General features: G+C 29.4%; 12 protein-coding genes. 2 read left to right on the top strand and 10 right to left on the bottom strand.

Translation table 11 applies throughout. The features are described 5' to 3' along the window. Nucleotide 1: 1 nt before the first annotated feature. Nucleotides 2-1630 (bottom strand): APC family permease, encoded by a 1629-nt coding sequence (locus K292_RS0106470; protein WP_027399156.1) that lies wholly within the window; start codon nt 1628-1630, stop codon nt 2-4. A 314-nt stretch (nt 1631-1944) separates the two neighbouring features. Here K292_RS0106470 and K292_RS0106465 point away from each other — a divergent pair, with 314 nt between their 5' ends. Next, nucleotides 1945-3591, top strand: coding sequence for a helix-turn-helix domain-containing protein (locus K292_RS0106465; protein WP_027399155.1), 1647 nt, complete (start codon nt 1945-1947; stop codon nt 3589-3591). Nucleotides 3592-3605: 14 nt separating this feature from the next. On the opposite strand, the gene K292_RS0106460 is transcribed toward K292_RS0106465, so the two are convergent. Then, nucleotides 3606-4565, bottom strand: a complete 960-nt coding sequence (locus K292_RS0106460; RefSeq protein ID WP_027399154.1) for a helix-turn-helix domain-containing protein — start codon at nt 4563-4565, stop codon at nt 3606-3608. A gap of 150 nt (nt 4566-4715) precedes the next feature. On the opposite strand from K292_RS0106460, the gene K292_RS0106455 reads away from it, so the two are divergent. Then, a complete protein-coding gene (locus K292_RS0106455; protein WP_027399153.1) occupies nt 4716-6110 on the top strand; it encodes an MATE family efflux transporter in 1395 nt (464 codons plus the stop codon). A 550-nt stretch (nt 6111-6660) separates the two neighbouring features. On the opposite strand, the gene K292_RS0106450 is transcribed toward K292_RS0106455, so the two are convergent. From K292_RS0106450 to K292_RS0106415, 8 genes are all read right to left on the bottom strand, one after another. After that, nucleotides 6661-8136: a sodium:solute symporter family protein gene (locus K292_RS0106450; RefSeq protein ID WP_027399152.1), complete on the bottom strand. Its 1476-nt coding sequence runs from the start codon at nt 8134-8136 to the stop codon at nt 6661-6663. Between the two features lie 16 nt (nt 8137-8152). Beyond that, entirely contained in the window at nt 8153-8347 is a 195-nt protein-coding gene (locus tag K292_RS16230) for a helix-turn-helix domain-containing protein (protein ID WP_037372701.1), read from the bottom strand. A 314-nt stretch (nt 8348-8661) separates the two neighbouring features. Beyond that, nucleotides 8662-10152, bottom strand: a complete 1491-nt coding sequence (locus K292_RS0106440; protein ID WP_027399151.1) for a sodium:solute symporter family transporter — start codon at nt 10150-10152, stop codon at nt 8662-8664. 538 nt (nt 10153-10690) lie between these two features. Continuing rightward, nucleotides 10691-12067, bottom strand: a complete 1377-nt coding sequence (locus K292_RS0106435) for an APC family permease (protein WP_027399150.1) — start codon at nt 12065-12067, stop codon at nt 10691-10693. A 22-nt stretch (nt 12068-12089) separates the two neighbouring features. Further along, a complete protein-coding gene (locus K292_RS0106430) occupies nt 12090-12980 on the bottom strand; it encodes a carbon-nitrogen hydrolase family protein (protein WP_027399149.1) in 891 nt (296 codons plus the stop codon). 407 nt (nt 12981-13387) lie between these two features. Continuing rightward, on the bottom strand, nt 13388-13651 hold the full coding sequence (locus K292_RS0106425) for a hypothetical protein (RefSeq protein ID WP_027399148.1): 264 nt from the start codon (nt 13649-13651) through the stop codon (nt 13388-13390). Beyond that, nucleotides 13648-14901: a DNA polymerase Y family protein gene (locus tag K292_RS0106420; RefSeq protein WP_027399147.1), complete on the bottom strand. Its 1254-nt coding sequence runs from the start codon at nt 14899-14901 to the stop codon at nt 13648-13650. The genes K292_RS0106425 and K292_RS0106420 overlap by 4 nt, the downstream gene beginning before the upstream one ends. Before the next feature lie 141 nt (nt 14902-15042). After that, the gene (locus tag K292_RS0106415) at nt 15043-16308 is read right to left on the bottom strand and encodes a PDDEXK-like family protein (RefSeq protein ID WP_027399146.1); all 1266 of its coding nucleotides are present in this window, start codon (nt 16306-16308) and stop codon (nt 15043-15045) included. Nucleotides 16309-16432 lie beyond the last annotated feature (124 nt).

Raw genomic sequence — 16432 nt, 5'->3', positions numbered from 1 at the left:
ACTATATACCCCTTTTTTCTTCACTATGTTCAAGCTTTTTAGCTATAATCCAAAAGACTACTGCTAAAATACCTCCTCCTATTGCGAAAGCTTTAATACCATTTAAAAGGCTTACGAAAATATCTGCTCCATATGTTTCTAAGTAATATTCAGGACCCCATGAACCTTCATACCAAGGTAAGAACAATGATCCTAACAACGCTAATATACAAACAACTACAAAGAAACCTGCAATTCTATATAAATCTCCTTTTGCCATCTTCGTAGTGTCATTTATTGGATTATTTTCAGGGTTTATTTTATATAATCCGCCATACTTCCTTTTAAAGATGAAATATGCAATAGGTCCTGATATCAAACCAATTAATCCACCTAAGAAGTAATCCGTCCCGTTTAATAAATAAGCAATTACCCCCACTATTATAGGAAGAGTAAAGAAAATTGATATAAATAATTTAGGACCCGGAATTTTTAAAGGTCTTTCACTGTCAGGTATTCTCTTCCTCATTACAAGCATTGTTATAAATAACAATATTTGTGTAGCTATAATCAATAATACTTCTATAACTAAAACAACCGTAAATTCAAAAGAACATAAAATCAAATTAACTGCTGCCATAATAAGAATTGGGATATAAGGTACTCCATGCTTTTTGTTAACTTTATTAATAAACTTTGGTGCTAAATTATCATCAGAAAGCGCAAATAAAACTCTTGTACCTGCAGCCATCCAAGTATTGTAAATGGAACATTGTGCCAATACAGCAACTACTCCAAAGACAATAAACCAGATACTATGCTCCAGGTATGTAGATAAGACTGTTCCATATCCTACAACCTCATCTGTTATACCCTCTTGCCAGCTTTCCCACTGCCCAATAGAAGCCAAACTAGCTGCAGTAGGCAGAATATATGTGGCAGCGATTAAGGGAACAGCAATTAAAGTAGCTTTTGGTATTACTTTTGGATTTGAAACCTCGCCTGAAATTGCTGACATGGCTTCATATCCCGAATACATCCAAATACCGATGGCAATACCTGCCCCTATACTAGTTAAGGCATCTTGTCCCGGCGGCATGAAAGGAGTAAACGGATTCATCTTTACATTTAAAAAACCAACTACTGTAATAAGACCGAAAACCAATAAAATACATGTACCTATGATAGTACTTATTTTACCTGATTCATGAACACCTCTTAAATTTATAAAAACGAATATAAAAATAATTATTACTTGAAAGGCATATCTTTGCATATCACTAGCGCCAGTCATTAAAGCAAAATATGTCCCTGCTAATATTACATAAACAGAACTATCAATGAAATTAGCGATTGTTTTCCACCAACCGGCTTGGAAACCCCAAAATTCACCTAATGCTTCCTGGATCCATTTATAAAATCCTCCCTCAACAGGTCTGGCTGCTCCTAATTCCACAGATGCAAATGCCATTGGCATTCCCCATACAAAAGGAATAACCATTAGTAGTACAAGTGTCAGTCCCGGACCACAGGACGGAATCATAGCTTCTATTCCATATGCCCCTGCCGCGCAAATACAAAATATCATAAATACTAGAGTACTAACTTTGACGTCATGTTTTTTAACTTCTAAAGTTATGTCTTCACCCATAATATTTTCCTCCCGATATGAATAAATTTGATGTTATTAAGATAAACTAACCCATTTATTAACTAAATTTTTCATCTATAAAATACATTTTCAATGTATTTTATCTGCAATGCAGCAATTATAACTTAACCATATAAATTAGCTCCTCTCCTTTTTTCTTAATACTAATACAATTATTTTTTCATTTATATAATAAACTTGCCGATTTTTTTAATATTTTTGAATTTTCAGTTATTTATTTATTTTTATTGCATAAATGTTATAATAAAAAATAGCAACAAAGTTATATTTTATATAATAAGGAGTGGAATATTATGTTAGATAAAATAAACTACAATGATAACCTTCCTATTAAAGTACAGCTGCTTAGAATTGAGAATTATCCTATTCACTGGCATAACGACATACAAATTTTATATGTCTTAGAAGGTGAAATAAATTTACGACTTACATATACTAATTATCACTTAATAAAAAATGATATTCATTTAATACACACAGGCGATGTACATGGTTTAACTAATATTTCAGAAAAAAATTTAATTCTTATTTTTAATATAAATGTTGAATATTTTTCAAAAATTTTTCCTAATCTAGAAAACCAAATATTTACAATAAAAGTTGAAAACAACTCCTTAGGGCAGACAAAAAAAGAAGATATAAAAACTCTTCTTTTTTCTGTTACTAAAGAATTAATTTTTAAAGATACAGACTACAAGAAGAAAACGTTAGATTTATCTATTGAGTTGATTAAAGTTTTATATAGTGAATTCAGAGGTTTTACAATAAGTAGAGAAGAAAGAATATTTAGCCTTAAAGTCACTCATGATATATTTCAAATGGAAAGAATAAACAGAATAATAAGCTATGTTTATGAAAATTATTTCTATAAATTGAGTTTTACTGATATTGCAAAAAAAGAAAATATAAACAGCTATTATTTATCTCATCTTTTCCAGCATTTTGTAGGTGAAAGTTTCAGAAGTTTTGTAAGTATGGTCAGAGTAGAAATGTCAGAAATAAAACTTCTGAGTACAAATCTATCTATTTCCCAAATTGCTCAAGATGTTGGATTTTCAAATCCAAAATATTTCGTTGATAATTTCAGGCTTTGGTTTGGATATCATCCAAAAGAATACAGAAAACTTTTTTCAAATAAAACACTTAATAAAGTTAAACCATGTATTAAAGAGCTGCCACTTGATACTATAATAGAAAATTTTTCTCATTCTGTACCATGTGAAATAGAAGAGCCTATTATTTCTCCTATAACAATTCCTATTGAATTTGATTTAAAGGACATCCCTTTAGGTAAATTTGAATTGTTTAAAAATAATAAAATAATACAAAAAACAATCCTTCCTATTTCTTTAATCAATAAAAATTGCCATATTTTATTTTCAGATGTTTCTAAGTTATATTATAATATTTCTCCAAATAAAAGTTGTATAAATTTATTGAAAAAGATAATTTACAACCCAAAAGAACTTAAAGAAGATATTTGTTTAATAGATTCTACAGACTCAGTTAATGGTTTATTTACAATCAACGGATTAAAAAAACCTCTTTATTACCTTTATACTTTTCTAAGTAAAATGGCTTCAGAGCTTATTGAGATTGGCGATAATTATATTATTTCAAAAGATATAGATAAATATAGTATTATTGTTTTCAATGAAGATGAAATTTCTTCAGCTATTATTGATATTAAAATATTCAATTTATCTCACAGTTATAAACTTACAAAAAGTAAGATTACTTCTGCTAATTCTTGTATTGATTACTGGTGTCAACTCAATTTTAATACAAATATTTCTGATGAAGATTTTGAAATAATTGAAGCTATGTCGCAGCCCAGAATATCCTTTGAAATAATTCCTAAAAATCATACATATGGATTAAGTTTAGACTTAGAACCGGAATCTATTGTTTTCATGGAATTTAATAAGATTTTAAATTAATATAAAATCTTCACCTATTTCCCTTTTACAATCAATCTATACTCATTTGGTAAGATACCTGTACTTTTCTTAAACAGCACAGAAAATCGACTGGCGCTACTGTACCCTACAGTTTTAGCTATTTGATTAATTGTAAAATTAGTACAGGAAAGCAGATGTTCTGCTTGGCTCATTCTTCTATGCTGAATATATTCTGTTATAGTACAGCCATGCAATTGCTTAAACGTAGATTTTAATTTTGTTGCTCCCATACATGCAATTTGTGAAAGCTGTTCTTGTTTTATATTAAAAGCATAGTGATCATTTATATATGCTGTAACAGACATTAATAACTCCTTATCTGAATTTGATAAATAATTTTTCTTATATTTGTCTTTATTATTTTCATGTTCAACAATAAGGGAAACTGCTTCGGCAACTTTGGCATCATAAAATAATTTTGCTGAAATACCGTCACCCCTATATTTTTTAATTTGAGTGAGCAGCATTATCATTTCCGGGAAATCATCATTATCCTCGATACTTTTAAATGCATCAAATGGATTTCTATATTCACCCGGATAATTTTTTTTAAGATAATCCTTATAATATTCGGGAAATATCTCTATACCTGTACAACAAATAGGTATTTTCTTGTGAATATTAGCTTTAAAAGGTGTATATCCACCTATAAAAGTTTTAACACTATTTGCCTCTAATCTTCTATATGGGATCAATTCCTCTCCCGAAACAGATTCATAATAAGTAACAGACAAACATTCAGGAATGTTCACTTCTATAAAAGTATCTTTATGAAAAAAGAAATCATGAATCTTAATACTATATAAATTCTTTTGTTCATAAATCCAATAAAAGCCTTGTCCCATTTCCTTTGATAATTCCCATGTATGGCCCATACTGCAAAAGTTATTGTTTTCTACTATTTTAAAACCTGTTTCAGTGAGTGATCTTTTATAATATTCCTTTTTGTCCATTTTAAGTTTCTGCACCTCCCTATCACGATTAGACAAATATACATTACGAACAGACGATATATTTTTAAAGTATTGTATCACTTTAATATATGTAATACAATATCTTATAGTTAGCATTTGCTAACTTAATGCTTCAAAGGAGGATTATAAATGAATAATTCAAAAGATACAAGAACTTTATTACTAACAGAAAGTCCATTTCAACTAATGTGGAAATTAAGTCTACCTGCAATAATAGGTATGGTGGTAATCGGACTTTACAACTTTATGGATTCTGTTTTTGTAGGACAAATGGTAGGGCCATCAGCTATGGGCGCTGTTTCAATTTCATACCCGTTTACGTTTATCAACAGCGGGATTGCAACATTGGTAGGCATAGGATCAGCTTCTTTATTATCAAGAGCTATCGGGAAAAAGGATACGGAAACAATAAACAAAATTATGGGTAATTTAATTATGCTTGTAATATTATTCTCCATCTTCACAACCATTATAGGAATAGTTTTTACTAAGCAGCTTTTGATGCTCAGTGGAACAAAAGGTGAAATGCTTATAATGGCAGAAAAATATTTAAGAATTGTATTTATGGGTTCACTTTTTGTTAATTTTGCACAAAGTGCAAATATGATTATGAGAGGAGAAGGTCTTTTAAAACGTGCAATGATGATTATGGGAATGAGTGCTGTTTTAAATATTATTCTTGATCCTATTATGATTACAATTTTAAAACCTATGGGATATGGTGTTGAAGCTGCTGCAACTGCAACTTTAATTTCACAGGTAATACAAGCTATTGTTACTCTTTGGTATTTTAAAAAGAAAAGTAATAATGTAAAAATTAACCGTATAAAGCTTGATAAAAACATGCTGCCTCCAATATTAAGTGTTGGTATATCAGCAATGATGATGCAAATTATGCAATTAATTCAACAGACACTAATGTATAATACAGCTGCACAATACGGAGGTGAAAGTTGGCAAATTATACTTGGTGCAGGATTACGTCTGCAAGCATTTGCATTCATACCTTTATGGGGAATAAGTCAAGGATTCCAGCCTGCAGCTGGAACTAATTATGGTGCAAAAGATTATAAAAGAGTAAAACAAATTACAAAAGCCTTCACAATAGGGGCTACAGCGCTAGCGCTTCTCTTTTATATACCTATTATGTGTTTCCCAAAGACAATGTTATCCTTGTTTATTACAGATGCAGATATTGTACTTCAAGGATCATCAAGTTTGCAGCTTCTTTTCAGCACATATATTACCCTTGGTTTTATGATTATTTCCATAACATTCTTCCAGTCTTTAGGGAAAGGCTCCATAGCATCATTCCTTACAATGGCAAGACAAATCATTATCTTTATTCCTCTTATTTTAATTCTTCCAAGAATAGGGAATATAGGGATTTATGGGGTATTCTTTGCCCCAATAATTACAGATGTGGCAGTTTTAATTATGTCTGCAATATTTGTTATAAATGAATTTAAAAAGATGAATTTAGAAAACAACATATCAACAAATCTAAACTATAATAAAGTATAGAAAAATAAGAAATTTATAATAATATAATCACTTATCTATTATTATCTTGATAGATGGTAGACAAAGAAACACATTCCTTTGTCTACTTTTTATTTATTAAATTTCAGGAATTTAATTCTTTATACCTAATACCTATCTACTATTTCATATTATGCATTAAAATTAACCTATCAAATATTACAAAACTACTTTGCTAAGCTTCTTATTGAAATTTTCAATAGTATTTGTAGTATAAATCATCTTACTTACTTCCTTAGTTCAACTAAATATTTAAAATATGTAGATAAGTGGCCCCGTTATTTCCCCATGAGATATAAAACTAAAATTTCTTTACCTCCCTTATCTTCTAATGCATCTAATTAGGCACTGTTAGAGCTTATTATATAAGCCTTAAATCTTTCTATAAATGTAAAATAAGAATATACAAAAATATGTATATAAAAATATACACATTTTTGGTCCATTGTCCGAAGGGAAAAAGAGAATTTATAGTAATTAAAATTATATGTCATATAGTACATTTGATATGACACATAAAAAGCTAGGGAATTTAATATGAGTCCTTTATTATATGAATGTTTTCAAACTTAGAAGACCAATAGTATGTCTCATAAATTGTATTTTGAAGGGGACGACTAGTGAAAAAAGAAATTATCATTGTAACAATAAGATTAATTAACATACCGATTAAGATTTGATCTACGTTAGCAGTTATCATACCAATCGTTATTAAAATACAATAAATAATTCCAATACCCATCCCACAAATACAACCAATGCTATTTGCAATCTTTGAAAACCAAGCAAGCAAATAAGCTGGAACTACAATAATAGAAGCCATACCGATCCCAGTAAGCCATATATAAATGATATCTGAAATATTAATTGCAAAAGCAAACCCCATAGCGCCTGTTAAGAGAATAAAAGCTCTTGTCCAAAATATCAATTCTTTATCACTTGCATTTTGATTAATAAATCGTTTTATAATATCATTAGAAAAGATGATTCCAGAAGTTAGCATAAAAGAGTCTGCAGATGACATAATTGCAGCAATTAGACCAATAAGAACAAAGATCCCCATCTTAATGTCAATATTTTCGAAAACAAATTTATATATAATAAATTGCGATTCTGTCTGACCAAGTGAAAAAGCACGTTGGAAAACTCCTAAATAAGACGGTAAAATTAAAAGTATTAATGTAACAATTAGCGGAATAAGAAATCCCCAAAAGGCAGTTTTATTTGTCTTGGAAGAATAAATACGTTCCCAGTCTGTTTGATCACTCATGAAAAAGAAAATACCAAAGGCTAAAATATATTTTATTAAATCTGTTGTGCTTTTTTGGAAGTTAAGAATATTAAGGAAGTATTCATTGTTGGTAGACTCATAAAATTGATAAATCTGATTTATTCCCCCGCTCAGCTTTATTGTTAATATAACCAATAAAATAATGCCAGCAGTTTGAAGAATTCCTTGGAATATATCTGTAACTACTACACCCCAAAGTCCACTAAGCACCGTATACGTAGTGATTATTAAAAAAATAAGCAATACTGATAAATTACTATTAATTCCGAAAATATAGGTTATCATATATCCTAATGCTCCAAACTGCATTCCTGTCATAGTAACATTTCGAATTAAAATTCCTATGGTAATTGGCAGTCTGATAATTTGTCCGTAATCAGGGTATCTCATAGCAAGAAATCCTGCAATACTCGATTGTCGTAATACTCTAATGCGTGGTAAAAATATGAATGCATAGAACAATTGCATAACAAAGGAAATCGCAATAATCCAATATTGCCCTGCTCCTCCTCCATAGGTTTTTCCTACTAGCCCAACAATAGTTCCTCCACCTATCCAAGTAGCTAAATAAGTAAAAATAATAAAACTAATGGAAAGTGACCTTCCACAATGACTGTATTCTTCATACGAATTAAGTACTTTTTTAATACAAAAAGCGCTTAAAAGGAATAAAATAATAACATATAAAATAACTCCGTAAAGAGAAAAAGTATTCATTGCTTATTTTCCTAACCTACTGATTTTCTTTTTTTGATTCATGTTGATTCTTCATAATCCACTCAATTACTTCATCTTGATTAAAGCGAATATTTTTACCTAATTTTATAAATGGTAACCCCTTCTTTTTTAAATTATAAATTGTTGTTCTAGTTACTTGAAGCATTTCTGCTAAATCTTGAATGGTTAAAAATTTAATATCTGAAGACAATTTTATCCCCCTTTTCTTTCGTTCTTAAATCTATCTGCATAAAATTAAATTTCACTATTAATATAAATCATTATATATTATTGTTTATTTATTACAAGTCTAAACCAATAAATTTAAAATCTTTTTAAAAATTTATTAAACTATCATCTTTAAAAAAAGTCAACTTGAACTAATAACACAAATACAGGAATTTAACTTGTATGCATCCGAGTCAACTACTACTTATATTTGTTTCACTCTCATTTTTATACCCTATGAACTTTATCATTTTAATTCGTTTATATCTTATAAGGTTACTTTCTTTAATATAGAGATTATGGCTTCCAAAATCTTAACTTTACAAAATTAAAATTTGTTTTAACAAAAAGGGAGCAAAGTGCTAAAAATAAAATTGGTACTAAAAAAGAAGTCATAGTACCAAAAAACCATGCCCAATCATTCTCTTCAATTAAGAACACCCAGACATAAAATCCTGTAATTAGACCCAGAACAATTGAAATAATTGGATAATTTTTAAGATCTTTTTTACAAAGAATACCAGCAAATATAGCTCCACATGGAGACGCAAAAAATACACCACAAAACATATCTATAGTAAGTAAAGAAATATTTTCTAATGAAATTGCAATAAGTCCACAAAATATACCAACTAATATTATAACAACTTTGCCAAACAATAGTTTTTCCTTATCGTTTGCATCTTTTTTGATTTTATTTTTATAAAAGTCAATGGTAAAAATAGACTGGATTCCAATGAGATAATGTGTAATAGTAGTAAAACCTATACAAATAATAAGAAACGAAAATAGAAGTATCATTGAATTTCCACTATACATTGTAATTAATTTTGTTGGAATATCTGCACTTACATTTAGTGAATCAGAAAAATCTATTTTCACTGATATAGAAATAAATCCTAACATAATAGCACTTATCAATCCTATAGGGCTCCAAATTATGATACCTCCGATAAAGAAAGCCTTTTTCGCAGCACTAAGGCTTTTGGCTAAAGATGCTTTCAAATAATATGCTGGATCAAATAATATTTGCCCAAAAGCAATTACAACAGCCATTATGGTATATCTAATACCAGTTAGTGAAGCAATGTTTAATATGTTTGGATTATAATTCACGTTATTTGGGTTATTTTTCACATCTAATAAGCCTTGCTTTATTTCCATCATATTAAATCCTTGTAACAAAATATAGATAAATATGCTAAACCCAATTAAGATCATGAAAAAATTCAAAAATTCATTATATAATACCCCTTTCATACCAGCTAACACAACAAAAATAACGGCTATGAAAACAGAAAGAAAGGCGATTTTTTTATATGAGGTATCAAAAAAGCTATGGAATACAAAGCTGACACCTGCTGCTTGCTCAATTGCAACATAAACAGTCGTTAGGATAGCGAAAATATAATAAATATCCTTTACTTTTTTTGAATATCTCTCCCCAAGGAACTCTAAAAAATTGGTACATTCAGGCATATGTTTTTGCATAGAAAGAATAATGAATATAAAAATAAAAAAAGAAATTACTGCTCCTAACGTATATCCAATTGCCCCAGTTATACCATATAAAACACAAGCCTCCGCAGAACCAATAATCGTAGTCACCCATATCCACGCTGAAAAAACACTGGTAGTAAGTAAACAAGTGGAAATATTTTTTCCAGCTAAAATATAAGTTAAGATGCTCTGTTCTTTTTTAGCATTACTCTTTTTTATCAAAATATATATTGTAAGTAAAATTATAATATATACTACCATTAAAATATATCCAAAATAATAATCCATTTAATAACCTCTAATTTCTCCATTATAAACTTATATTTTGTAGATTTTAATAGTTCCTTCAAGCTGCCTTACTATGCCTCTTTATCCTACATAGTTTTTGTATTTCTATCTTTAATATTATACCCTATTTGGGGGTTAGAAGATATTAATTTCAACACTTTTTTGTAATTTCAATCTTTGCCTTTAAGGTAACTATTTTTGTACTCTTTAATTAGTTTTCCCAATTTTTCCTTACATAGTTTAGCCATCTTGTTCATTCGTATAATTTCTTACTTTAAGTGTAAAAACTTAAAAAAATTTAAACACAATTTACTATTAGAAATTATTATCACATATAGCTAAACCAAATATAAGACACCTTGTTTTTAAGCACTTACTTTAAAATTTTAATATCTTTTTTTATAAATACAAATCTTATTCATATTAGACCTCCATCTATAGTATACAAAAATAGCCCTGCGGATTAAGCACTTTTCTAGTGTCCGTTCCACAGAGGCCATTTTATATCTCACTGTACTTTTTTATTTAATATCTTTTTCTAATCTAATTTCATTTCTGCTGGAAGCTTTCTAAAGAAATTAGTTGTTATAGCTAAATAAATAAGTCCAATTAATATCCATCCAAAACCCAATGCCTTTGAGGTTAAATCAAGATTTAGCCAAATGATAAATGTAAATGCGGCTCCACAGATTGGTGCAATGAAATATCTTAGAATATCTAATCCTTTTCTTTTTTTACCTTTTATAAAATAATGAGCTACTACTGAAATATTAACCATAGTAAATCCAAAAAGTGCTCCAAAATTTAAAAGTGAGGCTGCTGTAGCAAGGGATACAAATAGTGCGGATAAACTTATGATTCCCATTATTAAAATACTATAGGTTGGAGTTTGATGTTTTATATGCAAATAACCGAAAATTTTATTGGGTAAAATTCTATCACGTCCCATACCATATAGAACCCTTGAAGCTGATGCAACTGAAGATACAGAAGATGCTATACACCCTACTGCATATGCAGCAGTAAAAATGTATGCCATAACAGAACCAGCTACTTTATTTATTAATTCATAAGAACCACCTTCAACATCAACCATTTCAAACCATGCTGATGGCCATGCAAGTTGCAGTACATAGGTGATAATTGTAAAAAGAATACCAGCGCCAATACATGCAATCAAAATTGCTCTACCAATATTCTTCTCTGGATTAATTGCCTCCTCGCTCAAAGTAGAAATTGCATCAAATCCTAAAAATGAAAGAGCAAGAATAGAAGCTCCACTTAGTAATACAGGTATACCCATTCCAGATTTCATTAACTCATTCATATTTATGAAAGAGGACGTATCCAATAATGTTGCTTTTCCGCCACCGCCAATAATAAACTTAATTACTATAATCATGAGAGCAATTAAAAAAATAAGCTGAATCCATACGATTGTACGGTTGAAAACATCTGTTAATTGAATTCCAAAATGATTTACAACAGTTACGATAACAATAAATGCTATAATCCAAACCCACGCGGGAATCTGTGGTATTGCTGCAGTAAGAAATATTGCTGAAACTAAATAATTAAGCATAGGTAAAAACATATAACCAATCAATATAACCCACCCAGATAGAAATCCTAAATACGGATTAATGGATTTTTCAACATAAGTATAAACTGATCCTGCCACAGGATATGCCTTAGTCATTCTAACATAACTAAATGCAGTAAATCCCATACATAACGTAGTAATGACATATGTTAGCGCAACCATACCATGTGTCATATTTGTAACTAGTCCGTATGTTGTAAAAATAGTAAGCGGTACCATAAAGGCTAATCCATAAAAAACAAGTGAAGTTAAAGGTAGAACTCTTTTTAATTCCTTTGCACTTTCATGCTGATTTACATTATTATTCTCCATGTGTTTATCTCCTTCTTTTTATTTATAAAAATTTCTTATATATCTCCGGTCTATAGTCGGGCTTTCCAGTATATTTACTGTTTTTAAACAGCGGACACATTGCAAGAGATAAATCAATTGTATTTAAATAGATTCCTTCTTGTACGTTGTCCTTGTCACCAGCATAATAAGTAACATCTGTTTCAAAGAAAGCATTAATTTTAGGACCAATAATAGCACTTCCTCCACCAAAATAGTTAACATCATCAAAGCCTGTAAGATTTGCACTTGCAATAAAAATAGTGTTACATAAAACTCCATATTCAAGAGTTGGAGCATAATAATTAATAAAAGCTTTTCTACTACATTCTTTTGGAATTTCCTCTACAACAGCAGTTGGATTTAAGTATAATCTTGAGCCTTTTGAAACATAATGTCTCATCAACTCTGGAAATTGATAAGTATCAAAACATATTCCAATAGAAATTGGACCCCACTCTGTATCAAACATAAATGGACTCTCACCTTTTTCACACCATATGCTTTCTGTTTCAAAAGGATGCATCTTCTGATATGATCCTATCACTCCTTCTGGACCAATAGCGAAGGCCGAATTATACAAGGTATTACTATCTTCTCTTTTTTCTGAAGCACCAAATACGATATAAATACCATACTGCTTTGCAATTTCGGCAAGCGCTAAGCAAGAAGGTCCATGAAGTGTCTCTGTAGATTTTATTTTCTCATTAATACTAATTTCCTCATTAATAAAGTAATCATATCCCATCAGACACATTTCTGGAAATAGAACTAAGTCAGCACCTCGCTTCGCTGCAGCAATAGAAAATCCTATCATTCTTGATAAATTCAGCTCTTTGTTGCCTGTTTCAACTTTAAAATTAATAACAGCAACCGTTAGAATGCCTTTTTTCATTTCCTTAATAACCTCCATTTTAATTTAATAATTTTGAAAGATATGCTCCCATAAAATTTATTATATATTTTTATGTTATTATAGTACATTATTGTAAATTAAAAGTCAATATAGTAAATTATTTAACATTTAACATCAAGTAACATCAAGCTTTTTGTTATTCATTTGTATTTCCATAACTTTATTCCATAATTTCAACTCGTAAAATATTTAAACTAATTTATTATTTACCTTAACAAAAATAAAAAAGAAAATTTAAAACATTAGTTAAAAATTTTCTTTATAGTTAATACCTCTTTATTCAATTTTTATTAATTTTAAAAATACCTATGTAGCTAACAGTAATCTACTCTGCTATACACACCACATAAAAATAAACAAAATATCCTTAATAAAGAATATCATATTTACATCTTATATAATTCCCATCTACATTCTCCTACAATATACTTTAGTTCATATCTCTTTTGTTCATTACTGATAAAACTTTGACAACTGTAAATAAACGCTTTTTCTCCTGCCAATTTACTTTCTTCAGTATATAAAATTTTATCAATTTTAATTTCTCGCCTTATTCCATTATAATCTGCATATTTAAATTTATAAGGGATAGGTCTTTCCCTGCCTTTAAACATTACAATGGTATCTATTGGCTCTGCCAGTATTTTCACGATTCATGCCCTCCCATCATTATATAATTTCCGTCATTTACTCCTCCTTGTATAGGCTTGACTTTACTGTTTGCAAAAGTACCCCTTATTAATGCTCCTTCTCCAAATTTATTTCTTATGTCGTCTATGACATACTCCAATTTACTATTACGTTCTGTTTCTTCCGATAAATCATCAAACATTGAAATCTGATGGTTTTCATTCTTACCAAATTTTGATACTGATACGCCAAGCTGCCTTAATTTTTCACCTTTCCAACATTTATCAAAAAGTAAGCATGAATAACGATATATATCTGAAGCTGAGTCTATAAATTCCTGCAATTGAATTTGATGACTGTATCTTATGAACGTATTTGTTTTTAATTGTATTCTCACAAGAGATGCTTTCTGATTTATCTTTCTTAATCTAGTAGCTGTACGTTCACACAATGAAAGAAGAACCATGTATGCTTCCTTACTTTCTGCAATATCATATGCTGTTGTAATACTGTTTCCAACGCCCTTTTGCATTACATCATCACTTTTTACTACAGGTGAATAATCTATGCCGTTTGCATAATCCCAAATCAATTCCCCATGTGATTTAAGTAAAGCCTTTATATGCAATCTGTCAGCATTAGCCAAGTCTCCTATAGTATTAATATTAATTTTTCTTAATTTTTTTGCTGTAGCTCTTCCTACCATAAAAAGCTCTTCTATAGGTAATTTCCACATTTTTTCATTTATCTCATCTTTAAATAAAGTATGAACCATATCGGGTTTTTTTAATTCAGAACCCATCTTTGCCAAAAGTTTATTGCAAGATACACCTATATTTACTGTAAAACCTAATTCCCCTTTTATTCTGTTTTTTATTGAATATGCTGTCTGAACAGGATCACCAAATTTTTCTTGGCTAGTTGTATAGTCCATAAAACATTCATCAATACTATATCTTTGTATAAGTGGGCTATATTCAAATAATATTTTAAACATAGCATTACTGCACATGAGATATAAATCGTAATCTGGAGGAAATACCAATAGCTCCGGGCACTTTTTCCTTGCTTCAAGTAAACTTTCACCTGTTTTTATTCCATATTTTTTGGCAGGTATAGATTTAGTCAATATTATTCCGTGCCTATTATCAGGATTCCCTGCAATAGCAGAAGGGATATTCCTTATATCTATAGGATATCCTTTTTCAAGAAGCGAAACTGCTGTCCAACTTAAATATGCACTGTTTGCATCAATATGCATAACTATCATAATTATAATTACACCTGCCTTTTAAACTTACATTCTTTATTTATTATACAGAACGTAGGTTCTTTTATCAATAAAAAAATAAAGGTAAATCATGGTTGATATATTAATAATAATTAAATAGTCATTTCTTTCTGCTAGAACTTATTTCAGCAAGGTTACAATCACTTCATGTAATTCCATATAAATATTTTCAATTTCATCATCTAGTAATTTATCATCTAATAAATACTCTACATTGTACTCAGATTCTTCTTCATAGAAATCATACCAATTTTGGCTTTTACTATACAAATATTGCCAACCCAAACAATACTTTTGCTTACTTTCTTTAAACACCTCATCTAAATCTGTTAAATATTCATCCATTATATTATTATACTTTTCCTTTGTGATTCGAGACTCCCAGTCTATGTTCCCATCTTTGTCAACCTTTGCTATCCATAATGAAAAATACAATTTCCACTCAAGTTCAATGCGTAAATATATATTAATATCATCGTATTTAGTCTCTCTTAGTAAATACGTTAAATGCGCATACCTATTTTTAGGAAGATCATAATATTTTTCAAAATTTTCATCTTCTACAAGTTTCTTAATAATAGTAAAACCTTCTAACCTATTTTTCAGCTTTGATATGAACTTATCAAGTATAAATTGTCTAGCCTCCTTTACCGCAAAAGAAATACTTAATGCAGCTTTATAATTATCAATGCTTTCTAATACAATATTCTTCACTTTTTCATTCATCTCCTTGTCAAAGCTATTTGTTATTTTCTTAATCAAGTCTGCATATTGAAAAATAGCACTATTTACCCTGTTTATTTGTTTGTGCTGAATGCAATTCACTAGCCATTTGTATATGTCATTTTTAAAAGAAATCATCTTAATCTGTTTTTTATCATTCTCAGCTAACTCTCCATACGATTTTTCACTAGGCTCTGAGCCATTAAGCGTTAAATAATATATCTTTTGATTTTGTATTTTTCTCTTAGTTTTTTCTAAATACTGATGATATCTTTCTATCTGACGATACTGGTCTCCAGCACCAATTTTTACTTCAATAACTATTTTGTAATTACTACTTGTTATAAGAATATCTATTCTGCCATATATCCCTGCAAATTTTTCTCTATATACTGATGCTGTTGAATAATCAAAGTCATTAATACCTAAAACTTTCTCAACAAATAACCTTAAATAAGCATCTTTTTGGCAATGCAAACCTTCTGGATTTATAAGTTCAAAAATAAATGCTGAATGTGTTGATACTTCATTTCTCTCTACATTCAATATAGACAATAGATTAAATTGACCACCTTCTATATATTGTTTTTTTTCATCCTCTCGAATTATTTGAATAGTCCTATTAACAAGCACCTGTACTAATTCTTCTATAACTATTTCCAAAGAATCCACCCTCATTTCTTTGCGCAAAATTATTCCAATCAATGTATGTATATTGTACAACAAGCTATTTTAAATTTCTATGCCAAATAAGGATCAGATCTCAACACTTTACCCAACAATACCT

Source organism: Anaerovorax odorimutans DSM 5092, from assembly GCF_000426305.1.
GTDB classification, from domain to species: Bacteria; Bacillota; Clostridia; order Peptostreptococcales; family Anaerovoracaceae; genus Anaerovorax; species Anaerovorax odorimutans.
The sequence above is the reverse complement of the archived record's forward strand: the minus strand, read 5'-3'. Positions and strand labels throughout refer to the sequence as shown.